13 protein-coding genes and 1 riboswitch are annotated in these 14,049 nt (G+C 71.4%); of the genes, 5 read left to right on the top strand and 8 right to left on the bottom strand.

Annotated elements, in window-relative coordinates:
* Positions 1-71 precede the first annotated feature (71 nt).
* Positions 72-650 carry a hypothetical protein gene (locus tag AQI95_RS10645; protein WP_067120763.1) on the top strand — a complete coding sequence of 193 codons (579 nt, stop codon included), beginning with the start codon at positions 72-74 and terminating at the stop codon, positions 648-650.
* A gap of 15 nt (positions 651-665) precedes the next feature.
* On the opposite strand, the gene AQI95_RS10640 is transcribed toward AQI95_RS10645, so the two are convergent.
* The 4 genes from AQI95_RS10640 to AQI95_RS10625 all read right to left on the bottom strand — a co-directional run bounded on the left by AQI95_RS10640 (position 666) and on the right by AQI95_RS10625 (position 6,235).
* Positions 666-2,222: a carboxylesterase/lipase family protein gene (locus AQI95_RS10640; protein ID WP_067120761.1), complete on the bottom strand. Its 1,557-nt coding sequence runs from the start codon at positions 2,220-2,222 to the stop codon at positions 666-668.
* 80 nt (positions 2,223-2,302) lie between these two features.
* A complete protein-coding gene (locus tag AQI95_RS10635) occupies positions 2,303-3,427 on the bottom strand; it encodes an NADH:flavin oxidoreductase (protein ID WP_067120759.1) in 1,125 nt (374 codons plus the stop codon).
* A gap of 148 nt (positions 3,428-3,575) precedes the next feature.
* Complete coding sequence (locus AQI95_RS10630) at positions 3,576-5,159, bottom strand: transglycosylase domain-containing protein (protein WP_067121525.1); 1,584 nt, start codon at positions 5,157-5,159, stop codon at positions 3,576-3,578.
* Entirely contained in the window at positions 5,156-6,235 is a 1,080-nt protein-coding gene (locus AQI95_RS10625) for a sigma factor-like helix-turn-helix DNA-binding protein (RefSeq protein WP_067120757.1), read from the bottom strand. The genes AQI95_RS10630 and AQI95_RS10625 overlap by 4 nt, the downstream gene beginning before the upstream one ends.
* A gap of 138 nt (positions 6,236-6,373) precedes the next feature.
* Here AQI95_RS10625 and AQI95_RS10620 point away from each other — a divergent pair, with 138 nt between their 5' ends.
* The 3 genes from AQI95_RS10620 to AQI95_RS50345 all read left to right on the top strand — a co-directional run bounded on the left by AQI95_RS10620 (position 6,374) and on the right by AQI95_RS50345 (position 8,479).
* Positions 6,374-6,889 carry a SigE family RNA polymerase sigma factor gene (locus AQI95_RS10620; RefSeq protein WP_067120755.1) on the top strand — a complete coding sequence of 172 codons (516 nt, stop codon included), beginning with the start codon at positions 6,374-6,376 and terminating at the stop codon, positions 6,887-6,889.
* Positions 6,879-7,592, top strand: coding sequence for a hypothetical protein (locus AQI95_RS10615; protein ID WP_067120753.1), 714 nt, complete (start codon positions 6,879-6,881; stop codon positions 7,590-7,592). Before AQI95_RS10620 ends, AQI95_RS10615 begins: the two co-directional genes overlap by 11 nt.
* Before the next feature lie 83 nt (positions 7,593-7,675).
* The gene (locus tag AQI95_RS50345) at positions 7,676-8,479 is read left to right on the top strand and encodes a hypothetical protein (protein WP_425264873.1); all 804 of its coding nucleotides are present in this window, start codon (positions 7,676-7,678) and stop codon (positions 8,477-8,479) included.
* 25 nt (positions 8,480-8,504) lie between these two features.
* On the opposite strand, the gene groL is transcribed toward AQI95_RS50345, so the two are convergent.
* The 4 genes from groL to thrC all read right to left on the bottom strand — a co-directional run bounded on the left by groL (position 8,505) and on the right by thrC (position 12,763).
* Positions 8,505-10,127: a chaperonin GroEL gene (gene groL, locus AQI95_RS10610; protein WP_067120751.1), complete on the bottom strand. Its 1,623-nt coding sequence runs from the start codon at positions 10,125-10,127 to the stop codon at positions 8,505-8,507.
* A gap of 317 nt (positions 10,128-10,444) precedes the next feature.
* Positions 10,445-10,651, bottom strand: coding sequence for a cold-shock protein (locus AQI95_RS10605; RefSeq protein WP_016436693.1), 207 nt, complete (start codon positions 10,649-10,651; stop codon positions 10,445-10,447).
* A gap of 431 nt (positions 10,652-11,082) precedes the next feature.
* Positions 11,083-11,358 carry a MoaD/ThiS family protein gene (locus AQI95_RS10600; RefSeq protein WP_067120750.1) on the bottom strand — a complete coding sequence of 92 codons (276 nt, stop codon included), beginning with the start codon at positions 11,356-11,358 and terminating at the stop codon, positions 11,083-11,085.
* A 121-nt stretch (positions 11,359-11,479) separates the two neighbouring features.
* Positions 11,480-12,763, bottom strand: coding sequence for a threonine synthase (gene thrC, locus AQI95_RS10595; protein ID WP_067120748.1), 1,284 nt, complete (start codon positions 12,761-12,763; stop codon positions 11,480-11,482).
* Between the two features lie 17 nt (positions 12,764-12,780).
* Positions 12,781-12,922: riboswitch (SAM riboswitch) on the bottom strand.
* 161 nt (positions 12,923-13,083) lie between these two features.
* On the opposite strand from thrC, the gene AQI95_RS10590 reads away from it, so the two are divergent.
* A complete protein-coding gene (locus AQI95_RS10590; protein ID WP_067120746.1) occupies positions 13,084-14,028 on the top strand; it encodes a glucosyl-3-phosphoglycerate synthase in 945 nt (314 codons plus the stop codon).
* Positions 14,029-14,049: the final 21 nt, after the last annotated feature.

Below are 14,049 nucleotides of genomic sequence, written 5' to 3'. Positions count from 1 at the left end.
AGCCGCGGCCGGTCGGCTCGGCAGCAGGCCCGTGCCCCCGTTGTCACACGGACGCGCTACCGTCGAACACCATGAACCACGCCCAGCTCGCCGCCCTCGGAAGGGCGCTCCGGTTGCTCGGGGAGCACGGGGAAGCCCTGACCTCCGACACCCCGGACGCCCGGCTGCACGAGATCAAGGCCGATCTGCGCAGGGCGCTCGACCTCGTGGAGGAGAGCGCCACGGGCAGCGCGCCCAGCACCCGGTGCCCGGAGCATCCGCAGGGCCCGGTCGACGAGAGCGCGCCCGATCTGTGCCTGCTCTGCGAGACCCGGCGCCGGGCCGCTCGCCGCTCGGAGTTCCAGGGCCGGCCGAGTCCGGCCGAGCCGGTGGCCGGCGCGCCGTCCCGCTACGGCGTCCGCGCCGACCGGCCCCAGCCGCAACAGCGCTGGCTGCCGGAGTCGTGGAGCGGGCAGGAGTGGCAGCTGTGCGGGACCCCGCGGCGCGACCGGCACGAGGCCGAGGCCTATCTCGCCGCCCAGCGGCGCGGTTCGCGGCCCGCGATGGCCTACCGGCTCGTGCACGAGTTCACCGACTACGAGGTGCTGCGGGTGTGGGGCACCCCGGTGCACGTCGACATCGAGCCGATGGGGAACCTGGGGAATCCGTAGCCGTAGCCGCCGCCGTCAGCGCAGCAAGCGGGAGGGCGTGAAGTCGTACCCCTCCCAGATGAGCCTGGCGCGCTCCCCCGGGTACGGCGCCACCTGCGGCTCCGCGTCCAGGACCTGGACCAGGCGGGAGTGCGGGTCGTGGGCCGGCCAGCCGGGGTCGCCGGTGCGGGCGAACGTCGTCCAGGCGCGGCGGAAGAAGGACGTGAGCCGCTCCGCCTGCGGGGTGGGTCTGCCGCCGGGGAAGAGCAGCGCGCCGAGGTCCGCGCCGTACGTGCCGAAGAGCAGCGGGATGTCCAGGGCGTGGCAGGCGCCGAACTCGCCGTCGCTGCCCGGGGCCGGCCAGGCCAGTTCGTAGACGTGGGCACGGCCGCCGCCGGTGTGCTGGGCCTCGGCCAGACGCAGGCTCGGCATCGCGAACAGCCAGTCGGTCTGGACGCGTTCGAAGAGCTGCTCCGCGGTGGCGTCGGGGAACGCCGACCGGTAGGCCAGCTCGCCCGCCTCGCCGCCCGGCGCGTACAACCGCAGGGTCGCCGACGCCAGCTCTTCGGTGATCTTGTCCTGCAGGCCAGCCATGACCATGAACAGGCGGTATTCGTCGCGGTTGTGTCCGACCAGGAGGTCGATGTCGCGGGCCGCGCCGGAGGCGAGCGCCTGCCAGGGCGTGCGGGGCAGGATCTCGCCGTCGACGACCGGGGCGAAGGGGACGGTGGTCGGGGCCACCTGGCCCCAGCGGTCGGTGTACCGGGCCATCTTGGTGCCCAGTGCCGCGCCCGCCTCGGTGAGCCGCTGCGGCGCCACCGTCGCCAGGTCGGCCGCCGTGGGCTCGCGGCCCGCCTCGGCCGCCAGTGCCGCCGCCAGGTCCCGGGCGAGGTCGGCGGAGAAGAACGTGCCCGGCACGCTCTGGGCCACGGCGCGCCGGAACAGACCGCGCGCCCGGTCCATCGCCAGCAGTGCGGCGACGGAGCCCGCGCCCGCCGACTCGCCGAAGACCGTGACCTGGTCCGGGGCGCCGCCGAACGCGGCGATGTTCTCCTGGACCCATTGCAGGGCGGCCACCTGGTCCAGCAGGCCGCGGTTGGCCGGGGCGTCCGCCCACAGGGCGAAACCCTCCATGCCCACGCGGTAGTTGAGGGTGACGACCACGACGTCGCCCTCGCGGGCGAGGTGCTGTGCGTCGTACCCCGGCTGGCCGGCGTGGCCCAGTTTGAACGCGCCGCCGTAGATCCACACCATCACCGGACGACCGGCGGCGGGGTCGGGATCCGGGGTCCAGACATTGACCGTGAGCCAGTCGTCGTCCTTCGGGGCGGGAAGCTGGGCCGTGCGTCCCAGGAAGCCGGTCTCCTGCGGGGGCGGCGTCCCGAACGCGTAGGCCTCCCGGACGCCGTCCCAGGGGTGGGGCGGGCGGGGCGCCCGGAAGCGGTCCTCGCCCACCGGGGGCCGGGCGAAGGGGATGCCCCGGAACACGGACAGGCCCCGCTCGCGCAGGCCGCGCACCGCGCCGGACGCGGTGCGCACGACCGGGCCCGTGCCGTCGGTGTCCGGGGTGGCCGCGGACTCGCTCGTCGTCATCTCGCTCCTCGCTCGCTCACTGCCTCGACCTTCATCGGGGGGAACGCGCGGCGACGATCACAAGTGCCCGCCCGGCGAGGTCAGCTGAGGGTCTTCACGGCGCTCGCGTCGTACGCCTTCAGCTCGTCGAAGCGGCCGTCGAGCACCTTGGCCGCCCACTGCGGGTCCTGGAGCAGCGCACGGCCGACGGCGACCATGTCGTACTCCTCGCTCTCCAGCCGGTCCAGGAGGTCGTCGATGCCCTTGACCGGGGAGCCCTCGCCCTGGAAGGCGCCCACGAAGTCGCCGTCGAGGCCGACCGAGCCGACCGTGATGACCTGCTTGCCGGTGATCTTCTTCGTCCAGCCGGCCAGGTTCAGCTCCGAGTCCTCGAACTCCGGCAGCCAGTAGCGGCGGGTGGAGGCGTGGAAGACGTCGACACCGGCCGCGGCGAGCGGGGTCAGGATGGCCTCCAGCTCCTCGGGGGTCTCGGCGAGCCGGGCGCTGTAGTCCTGCTGCTTCCACTGCGAGTAGCGGAAGAGGATCGGGAACTCGGGGGACACCGCCGCGCGGACCGCCGCGACGATCTCCGCCGCGAACCTGGCGCGCGCCACCGGGTCGCCGCCGTAGGCGTCGCTGCGGCGGTTGGTGCCCTCCCACAGGAACTGGTCGAGGAGGTAGCCGTGGGCGCCGTGCAGCTCCACGCCGTCGAAGCCGATGCGCTCGGCGTCGGCGGCGGCCTGGGCGAACGCGCCGACGACGTCGTCCAGGTCGGCCTGCGTCATGGCCTTGCCGGTGGGCTCGGCGCCCGCGGTGACCAGGCCGGAGGGGCCCATCGCGGGGGCGTCCGGGAAGGGGGCGTCGCCGTCCTGGCGGACCATGCCGATGTGCCACAGCTGCGGGACGATGGTGCCGCCCGCCGCGTGCACGTCCTCGGCGACCTTCGCCCAGCCCGCGAGCTGCTCCGCACCGTGGAACCGGGGGACGCGGTCGCTCTGGCCCGCCGACTCGTGGCCGACGTAGGTGCCCTCGGTGACGATCAGGCCGACCCCGGCGGCGGCCCGGCGCGCGTAGTACGAGCGCACGTCCTCGCCCGGGATGCCGCCCGGGGAGAACATCCGGGTCATCGGCGCCATCACGATCCGGTTGGGGACGGTGAGGCCGTTGAGCGCGATCGGGCGGGACAGGATCTGGGCCGCGCGGGAGGCGGAGGTCGTGACGGTCACGTGGGGGGCTCCTTGTGAGTGGCGGGTTGATCCCGCCGGTAAGAGTCAACCGGTCGGTATGTGAGCACGCATTGTTGCAGCTCCTTAAGTAATCGCCTATGCGCTGCCCCACATTCCGCACCCGACGGAAGTCGTCATGTGACGCCGGTCACCTCAAGCGGCGCCAGAGCTGAATCGCCGTCTGTTCGGCGAAGTCCGTCGGTGAGGGATGCGTCGGCAGCTGCGCGGGCACGGTCATGCCCTTCTTCCCGCCCGGCTTGTCGGCGAAGAGCGCGACGCTCAGGGTGAGCCGGGCGTCGTAGGCCACGGTCCACACCGTGCGCCGGGTGATGCCGCCGCCCGCGCCCGTCGTGAACAGGGCCGCCGGAGGGCCGGCGGCCACCGCGGCCACCGCGGGAGTCGCCTTGCCGGGCAGGACCCGGTGGCGGTCGGGGTGCGCGGTGTAGACCGTCCGGCCGTCGCGGGTGATACGGGAGACGGTGTACGGCGTGGCGTACACGCCGCCGGCCGCGACCGCCGCGTAGGCCGACGTGAGCCTCAGCGGTGTGGGCGCGGCCGTCCTCGGGAACCCGGCGAGCGGCGCGCCGAACCGGAACCTCGCCAGCGGCTTCAGCGCCGTGCCCGCCTCCACCGCCCCGCTCACCGCGTCGTTGAAGGGCTGCCGGGCGTAGTCCGACCCGCCGTACAGCACCCGCACCGCACCGTCGCCGGGCGCCATGCCCACGACGGCGGTGTGGAGCCGTACGCCCTTGCCCGCCTTCTGCCCCTTGACCAGCTCCGCCGCGGAGTCCTGCAAGGTGAGGTCGAAGGTGGTGTGCACGGTGTAGCCGCCGCTCGCCAGCTGGTCCTGGGTGATGCCGAGCCGGTCGGCGGCCTCCTTCGCCGCCGCGTCGATCAGATACTGCCGCTGCCCGTCGGTCGCCCCCGGCGGATAGAACCGGAACGCCGGGAAGCGGGCCTCGGCCCGCTGTTTCGCCGTGATGTTCCCGCTCGTCGCCATCGCGCCCAGCACCCATTCCCAGCGGCGCTGGAGCGTCGCCGTCACCTTCGGGTCCGAGCCGGCCTTCTCGTAGTAGGAAGGGAGGTTGATGATGGCCGCCAGGGCCGCGCCCTGGGAGACGGTGAGGTCCTTGGTGTCGACGCCGAAGTAGTTGCGGGCGGCGGCCTGGATGCCGGCGGCGCCCCGGCCGAAGTACACGGTGTTGAGGTAGCCCTCGAGGATCTGGTCCTTGGAGCGGGTGCGGTCCAGCTTGACCGCGATCAGCGCCTCGCGCGCCTTGCGTGACAGCGTCTGCTGGGGACTGAGCAGCGCGTTCTTGACGTACTGCTGGGTGATGGTGGAACCGCCCTGCCGTTCGCCGCCGGTCAGCGCCGCCGCGACGGCACGGACGAGGGCCTTCGGGGAGACGCCGGAGTCGGTCCGGAAGGAACGGTTCTCGGCGGCGATCACCGCGTCCTGCGCATACCGCGGAACCTGTGACAGCGGCACGTCCTGGCGGTCGACCGGACCCCGGCGGCCCAGGTAGTCGCCCTTCTCGTCGAGGAAGACGGTGCTCTGGACGACGGTCTCCGGGTGGGGCTCGGGAATCACGGTGAGCTTGTAGGCGACGACGACCGCCCCGCACAACAGGACCACCAGGGCCAGGAGGGCGGCCAGCAGCCGGCGCGCGATACGGCCCCGGTTGCGGCGCAGACGGACACGGAACGGGATGCGGCGCGAAGGTACGGTCATGCCCGCCGCCCCCCGCTCCACAGCCGGGCCACGACGGCGCCCGCGGCGTCGTACACCCTGACGCCCGCGCGGTCCCCGGCGTTCCCGGTGCTCCGGGGCTTCCCCATGGCCTCGACGATGAGCGTCTCGGTGTCCTGCGCGGACAACGACGTACCGGCGTACCAGACGCCCCAGCCGGGGCTGCCCGCCAGGGTCAGCACCCTGGCGGCGACCTCGCCGCGGCCGGTGCTCAGCTCGACACGTCCCGGGTCCCCGGTGACGCCGTAGTACAGGCCGGACAGGAAGTACCCGCCCCTCACCGGCGCCGCCCGCATGGACACCCCCGGTTCGTGGCGTGGGCCGGTGTCCAACCCGTGGAACTGGTTGGCCTGTTCCGGCGTCGACCAGTGACCGCCGTCCGCGGTCAGCCACATCTCCACGCCGGGGGCCGCCTGCACCCGCTCCCCCGGCGCCACGATCCGTACGGACCCCGACGCTCGGGCCGCCGCGCCGGACGACCCGCCGTTGCCGGTGCCGCCGACCCGGCCGGCGGCGAGGAGGCCCCCAGCCGCCAGCACCGCCGCACAGCCACCCGCGACCACCGCGGTCCGACGCCGCCGCCACGCCCGCCCCCGCCAGGTCACCGCGTCCAGCGGAAGCGGGCCGGGATCGACGTCGCCGGACAGGGCGGCGAAGGACTCGCGCAGCCGCCGCTCCTCGCCCCCGGCAGCCTTCACCCCACGCTTGGCGAAGTGGCGCACCGCGCCCCGGGAGATGCCGAGCAACTGGCCGATCTGCGCGTCCGGCAGCCCCTCCCCGTACCGCAGCACCAGCACGACGCGCTGCTTGGCGGCACGCCGCACGAGCGGCCACGGCCGCCGCAACCAGCTCCGCACCAGCCGGCGCCGTACGTGGAAGTCCACGTCGTTGCGCGGGACGCGGCGCCAGCCCGCGCACACCCGTATCAGCGTCCGCCTCGCCAGATCGTCCGCCTCGGGCCGATCCCCGGTGAGCAACCACGCCGTGACGAGGAGCCGGGGCCAGCAAGTGCGCGCGTAGGCGGCGAAGTCGTCATGGATCCCGGCACCCGTCCGCATCGTCTACTCCTTGGGTCACGTGTGTTTCGATGTACGCCGCACACGCGGCCCACGCGACCTGTACGCACGGACGGGGCGGGCGGGTTGCACGGGAAATCGAAAGACGCAGAAAGACTCAGCAAGACTCCGGCGGAGGGCATGACCGAGGACGAGTTCGACGCTTTCTACACGGCCGCGTTCCCCCGCCTGACCGGGCAGCTCTACGCCTTCACCGGAGACCACGGCGAGGCCCAGGACGTGGTGCAGGAGGCGTTCGTACGCGCCTGGGACCGGCGGAAGTCCTTCCTGGCCGACAGCGCCCCCGAAGCCTGGATCCGCACGGTCGCCGTGCGGCTCGCGATCAGCCGCTGGCGTCGCGCCAGGCGCTGGCTGGAACTGGTACGCCGGCACACCCCGCCCGAGTCGACCCCGGGACCCGGACCGGAACACACCGCGCTGGTGGCCGCGTTGCGCCAATTGCCCCACGCACAGCGGTTGGCGATCGTCCTGCACCATCTGTGCGACTTGAGCGTCGAGCAGGTAGCCTCCGAGACCGGCGCGCCGGTCGGCACCGTCAAGGCCCGGCTGTCCCGGGGCCGGGCGGCGCTGGCGAAGCAGCTGGGCACGGACGAGGCCGATGAGCCGGTACGGAAGGAGGGCGGCCGTGTCGGATGACCTCACCACGGACGAACTGACGACCGCGCTCCACGGGTTGGCCGCGCGGAACGAGACCCAACCGTCCGTCGCCGCCGTCGAGATCCGCCGCCGCGCCCGCCGCCGAGGCCTGCGCCGTCGCGCGAGCCTCACCGTCGGCGCGGGCGCCGCGGCCCTCGCCCTGGCGGTGTGCGCACTGACCCTGAACACGGGCGACGCTCCGGAACACCGTCACGCTCCGGCCGCCACCGCTCCCCGACCCCCGTCGCCCTCGCCCTCGCTCTCGCCCACGCCCTCGCTCTCGCCCACCCCCAGTGCGATCGCGGTCACGGGCACGGTGAACTTCGAGAAGCAGACCCTGACCATCGACGACCGGGTCATGCGCGTCACCTCGGGCTTTCCCACCCTCATCGCCGCCGGCCCGCTGACCGTCTCCGCGAAACGCGACCTCAACCAGGAGACGATCGGCGACACCCCCAAGGGCGCCTGCCAGGTGGCGAACCCCTACGTGCTCGAACTCCGTGACGCCGACAGGAAGACCGGCAGGCCCGTCCTCTATGTCGGCGCCCTGACCTGCACCGCCCGAAGCGGCGCCTGGATCGGCCTCGACGTGCCCGACGCCGCCTGGCTCTACAACAGACTGAACCCGGGCGACCCGCTGTCGGTGGTCAAGCCCCAGGCCCAGGGGGTGTCCCGGTCCGGCGCCCCGAAGCCGATCCTCTAGCGTGCCCGCATAACGAACAACCCCCGCCAGGTGCTACCAACACCTGCGGGGGTCTGACCGACGAGATCGAAACAGGCGATCCCATGGCTGATGCCAAGCTTAGTGTCGTCCTCCCGTCCGCGCACGTGCCCCCGCACCCGATGGCCGATCCGGGTTACGGCAAGCGTTCGACACCTGCCCAACGCCCCCGCACCAACCACGACTTCGCGCACCTCCCGCCGCGCGAGGCGGCCGTCGCCGCGTACGTCGACCGCCTGCCCGAAGGCGCCGACATCTCGGTGAAGACGCTGGCCAAGCACCTCCCGTACGGCCAGTGCGCACTGCGCACGGCCCTCAACCGCATCCAGGCGGCGGGTCACTTGCGGCGCGGCAGGGAGCGGCTGGAGACGGACGCGGGCGGCTCGCGCTGGATCACCCGATCGTGGTGGTCCCGTAGCGCGCATGACGACGCCTGGTGGGCGGCGTTCACGCGCGGCGACGTACCCGAACCGGAGCAGCCGCCGGACGGACGCTCCCGCCCCACCCGCTCCCGCGCCCACATCCCCCGGAACCACCCCCTCGCCCACCCCGCCGAGTCCTGGAGTGCGCGGAGTGCGGAGTGCCGGGGCGCCCGGAAGCACTGCCGGGGGGCGTGTGCGGCGGGTGCCGGGGCGAGCGCGCCCCTGCGCACCCCGGCACGCCCCTGTCCGCCCCCGCGGTGCACACCCGCGCGGGCGAGATCCGGGCCGCGATGTCCGTACGACGACGCGAAACGGCACCCGTACGACCGCCGCCAGCCGCCGTCCGTCTGTCGATCGACCGGGACGACGGCACGCTCGTCGTCCACCGAAAACGCCCGAGGGCGGCACCCCCAGCCAGAAGCTGGACGTACCGCCCTCGGTCCGTAGGACAGGCGATCAACCGTCAGGTCGATCAGAAGTCCATGTCACCGCCCGGCATGCCGCCCGGAGCGGCCGCGGCGGCCTTCTCCGGCTTGTCGGCGATGACGGCCTCGGTGGTGAGGAACAGCGCGGCGATGGAGGCGGCGTTCTGCAGGGCAGAGCGGGTCACCTTCGCCGGGTCGATGATGCCTTCGGCGATCATGTCGACGTATTCGCCCGTGGCGGCGTTCAGACCGTGGCCGACGGCCAGGTTGCGCACCTTCTCCACGACGACGCCACCCTCGAGACCACCGTTGACGGCGATCTGCTTCAGCGGGGCCTCGAGCGCGATGCGCACGGCGTTGGCGCCGGTCGCCTCGTCACCCTCGAGCTCCAGCTTCTCGAAGACACCGGAGGCCTGCAGCAGGGCCACGCCACCACCGGCGACGATGCCCTCCTCGACGGCCGCCTTGGCGTTGCGGACGGCGTCCTCGATGCGGTGCTTGCGCTCCTTGAGCTCCACCTCGGTGGCGGCACCGGCCTTGATGACGGCCACGCCGCCGGCCAGCTTCGCGAGGCGCTCCTGGAGCTTCTCGCGGTCGTAGTCGGAGTCCGACTGCTCGATCTCGGCGCGGATCTGGTTCACGCGGCCCGCGACCTGCTCGGAGGAGCCGGCACCGTCGACGATGGTGGTCTCGTCCTTGGTGATGACGACCTTGCGGGCGCGGCCCAGCAGGTCCAGGGAGGTGTTCTCGAGCTTGAGACCGACCTCCTCGGAGATGACCTCGCCGCCGGTGAGGATGGCGATGTCGTTCAGCATCGCCTTGCGGCGGTCGCCGAAGCCCGGGGCCTTGACGGCGACGGACTTGAAGGTGCCGCGGATCTTGTTGACGACCAGGGTCGACAGGGCCTCGCCCTCGACGTCCTCGGCGATGATCAGCAGCGGCTTGCCCGACTGCATGACCTTCTCCAGCAGCGGGAGCAGGTCCTTGACCGAGGAGATCTTGGAGTTGGCGATGAGGATGTACGGGTCGTCGAGCGACGCCTCCATCCGCTCCATGTCGGTGGCGAAGTACGCCGAGATGTAGCCCTTGTCGAAGCGCATACCCTCGGTGAGCTCCAGCTCCAGACCGAAGGTCTGGGACTCCTCGACGGTGATGACGCCTTCCTTGCCGACCTTGTCCATGGCCTCGGCGATCAGCTCGCCGATCTGGGTGTCGGCGGCGGAGATGGACGCGGTGGAGGCGATCTGCTCCTTGGTCTCGACGTCCTTCGCCTGCTCCAGCAGGGCGGCGGAGACGGCCTCGACGGCCTTCTCGATACCGCGCTTCAGGGCCATCGGGTTGGCACCGGCGGCGACGTTGCGCAGGCCTTCCTTGACCAGGGCCTGGGCGAGCACGGTCGCGGTGGTCGTACCGTCACCGGCGACGTCGTCCGTCTTCTTGGCGACTTCCTTGACCAGCTCGGCGCCGATCTTCTCGTACGGGTCCTCGAGCTCGATCTCCTTGGCGATGGAGACACCATCGTTGGTGATCGTGGGGGCGCCCCACTTCTTCTCGAGGACGACGTTGCGACCCTTGGGGCCGAGCGTCACCTTGACGGCGTCCGCGAGCTGGTTCATGCCGCGCTCGAGGCCGCGCCGCGCCTCCTCGTCGAACGCGATGATCTTGGCCATGTGAAGTGGTCCCTCCAGGACTGGGGGTGATTCCTTCGGACCGCGCCCGCGCCCGCGACGGACGGCTCACCGGCCTGTGGTTCCTTGCCCCACGTGGCCCGCGGGCCTCACCGACCCGGTCCTTCTTTGTCACTCTCACCTTCAGAGTGCTAACGCCAATGATTAGCACTCGACCCTGCCGAGTGCAAGCGAGTCGGGGCGATCCGCGAGCGCCCGCCGCCCCCACCGCCCCGGGGCAGGCCGAAGGGCCCGCACCCCAGGGGGTACGGGCCCTTCGAAGATGAACAGAAGAACGTCGCCGTCAGCCGACGCGTGCTTCAGCCGGCCGCCAGCCGGACCATGTCCGCCTGCGGACCCTTCTGGCCCTGCGAGATCTCGAAGTCGACCCGCTGACCCTCTTCCAGGGTGCGATAACCGTCCATCTGGATCGCGCTGTAGTGGACGAAAACATCCGCACCACCGTCGACCGCGATGAAGCCGTACCCCTTCTCCGCGTTGAACCACTTGACGGTGCCCTGAGCCATGCCTAACTCCCCTATTACTGGCCCTTGCACAGATCCACACTTCGCGGACCCGGGTCAGACCTCACCCCCCATCGGACGGGGGCGTGCGCCGGAACGCGTCGACCGCGGCTGAATGTATCTGTCCAACTGCCGTCTGCAACAGGTCAATCGGACGAGAATTCTGGACGGGAACGGTCCGGAATCTGGTGAGAATTCACCCGACTTCAGGGCAAGTCGGGCCGTACAAAGCCCACAAAAGCCGCATAAAGCCCGCGCATTTTGGCTACTTCTTGTCGGGCGTACGGGCATCAATCCAGGGCTCACAACCCGAAGGGCGCGACCAGGTTCCCCAACTGTACCGCGCTCAATCACACAGAATTGCCCCCTCCGCTTCTCTCGCGGAGGAGGCAATTCGATGAACAATGGGTGACTGAAGTTACCCTAGGTAACGATCAGCCGCCGGCGACCGCCGGAATGATGGAGACACCGGCGCCGTCCGGGGTCGCGGTCTCAAGGCCCTGCTCGAAGCGGACGTCGTCGTCGTTGACGTAGACATTGACGAACCGGCGCAGCTTGCCCTGGTCGTCCAGAACACGCGCGGCGATCCCGTTGTGGTTCTTCTCCAGGTCCTCGATGACGGCGGCGAGGGTCGCGCCGTCGGCGGTCACCTCGGCCCGGCCGCCGGTGTAGGTGCGCAGGATGGTCGGGATGCGAACGGTCACGCTCATGCGGTGAGACCTCCGGTCGGATTCACAGGTGCGGCGAGGCGGCGCCCCAGGGGCGCGGGGAACTGCGCGACCAGCCCCCACCGGCCCGCAGGTTGTACTCGGTCTCCCGGCGGAGCCCCCGTCATGCGAGGCCGGCCTCTCGGAAGGAGTCCAGGGTCGGGCGGATGGTGGCGCTGAGGCCGGTGCCGGCCACCGCGTCGAGGGTCTTCAGGCCGTCGCCGGTGTTGAGGACGACCGTGGTCTTCGTCGGGTCCAGCAGGCCGTTCTTGATCAGCTTGCGGGTGACGCCGACGGTCACCCCGCCCGCCGTCTCCGCGAAGATGCCCTCGGTGCGGGCCAGCAGCTTGATGGCGTCGACGATCTCCTCGTCCGTGACGTCCTCCACGGCACCGCCGGTGCGGCGCGCGATGTCCAGGACGTAGGGGCCGTCGGCCGGGTTGCCGATGGCGAGGGACTTGGCGATGGTGTTCGGCTTCTGCGGGCGGACCACGTCGTGGCCGCCCTTGAAGGCGGTCGACACCGGCGAGCAGCCCTCGGCCTGCGCACCGAAGATCTTGTACGGCTTGTCCTCGACCAGGCCCAGCTCGATCAGCTCCTTCAGACCCTTGTCGATCTTGGTGAGCTGGGAGCCGGAGGCGATCGGGATCACGATCTGGTCGGGCAGCCGCCAGCCGAGCTGCTCGCAGATCTCGTACGCGAGGGTCTTGGAGCCCTCCGCGTAGTACGGCCGCAGGTTGACGTTGACGAAGCCCCATCCCTCGCCGGCCGGGTCACCGATCAGCTCGGAGCAGAAACGGTTCACGTCGTCGTAGTTGCCCTCGATGCCGACCAGCTCGCCGCCGTAGACCGCGGCCATGACGACCTTGCCCTGCTCCAGGTCGTGCGGGATGAAGACGCAGGAGCGGAGGCCGGCGCGGGCGGCGGCGGCGCCGACGGCACCGGCGAGGTTGCCGGTCGAGGAGCAGGACAGGGTGGTGAAGCCGAAGGCGCGGGCGGCCTCCAGGGCCTGGGCGACCACGCGGTCCTTGAAGGAGTGCGTCGGGTTGCCGGAGTCGTCCTTCACGAACAGGCCGCCGGTGACGCCGAGTTCGCGGGCGAGGTGGTCGGCCTGGACGAGCTTGGTCCAGCCCGGGTTCAGGTTCGGCTTGTCGGCCACGTCCGCCGGGACGGGCAGCAGCGGGGCGTAGCGCCAGATGTTCGCCGGGCCGGCCTCGATGCGGCGGCGCAGCTCTTCGGTGTCGTGGCCGGAGAAGTCGTAGGCGATCTCCAGCGGGCCGAAACACTCCTCGCAGGCGAACACCGGGCCGAGCGGGACGCGGTGACCGCACTCGCGACAGCTCAGGGCCGCGGCGGGACCGAGGTCGATGGTGGAATCGCTGGAGCTTGCAACTGTCTGCACAGCCATGGAGGCGAGGCCCTTTCTCCTCATCTTCCTCATGGCGCATCTCGCCATGAGACGGATTTGGCACCTTCCCTAGCCGGGAGCCTCGCTTCGAGAACGAGACCGGCTGGAGGGTTGCCGGGGCTTCATCGGGCCGTGTCCCTCTGCCCCTCTGGATGAGCGGTATTCGATTGTGAACGCGCCGGTGCCGCCGACATGCGATGGTCATCGGGCGTTGTTCAAGACTGTAACCGACGGACAGGACAGTTGAGATAGTCGTCCGAACCGCGAGATGGATCACACAGCCGCAGCCATGTGATCACGAACAGTGAGGAGCCGCGACCGTGCTGGAAGAAGTCGAGCGCTGGCTGGCCACCCGCTCCTGGTCCGTGACCGATCGCCCGCTCCACCGGATCCTGGCCGCCAAGCAGCGCACGGGCCGGACCATCAGCGTGGTGCTGCCCGCGCTCAACGAGGAGGAGACGGTCGGCGACATCGTCTCGGTCGTCCGTCACGACCTCGTGGAACAGGTTCCGCTGGTCGACGAGATCGTCGTCGTCGACTCCGGCTCCACCGACCGCACCTCCGCGGTCGCCGCCGCGGCGGGCGCCCGGGTCGTTCACCGCGACGAGATCCTCCCGCGCATTCCCGCCGTCCCCGGAAAGGGTGAAGTGCTCTGGCGCTCCCTGCTGGTGACCAGCGGGGACATCCTCTGTTTCATCGACGCCGACCTGAAGGAGTTCTCCTCCGACTTCGTCTCCGGGATCGTCGGCCCGCTGCTCACCGAGCCGGGCGTCGACCTGGTCAAGGCCATGTACGACCGCCCGCTCGCCGGGACGGCGGGGCAGGGCGGCCGGGTCACCGAGCTGATGGCCCGCCCGCTGTTGAACATGCACTGGCCGCAGCTGGCCGGTTTCGTCCAGCCGCTGGGCGGTGAGTACGCGGCCCGCCGCACCCTGCTGGAACAGCTCCCCTTCCCCGTCGACTACGGCGTGGAGCTGGGCATGCTCGTGGACGCGCTGCACCTGGTGGGGCTCGACGCGCTGGCGCAGGTGGACGTGGGCGTGCGCAGGCACCGCCACCAGGACGGGCAGGCGCTGGGCCGGATGGCCGCGGCGATCTACCGCACGGCGCAGCTCCGGCTGGCCCGCGGCCACCTCGTCCGACCTGCGCTGATCCAGTTCGAACGGGGCGAGGACGGCTTCGAGCCGCGCACCTACTCGGTGGACAGCGAGGAGCGGCCGCCGATGGCGGAGATCGCGGAGTACGCCGAGCGCAAGGTGGCCTGACCGGCCGTCTCACGGGTGGCG

The sequence above is a fragment of the Streptomyces yokosukanensis genome, from assembly GCF_001514035.1.
Lineage (GTDB): Bacteria > Actinomycetota > Actinomycetes > Streptomycetales > Streptomycetaceae > Streptomyces > Streptomyces yokosukanensis.
This window is presented reverse-complemented; position numbering and strand designations above follow the sequence as displayed.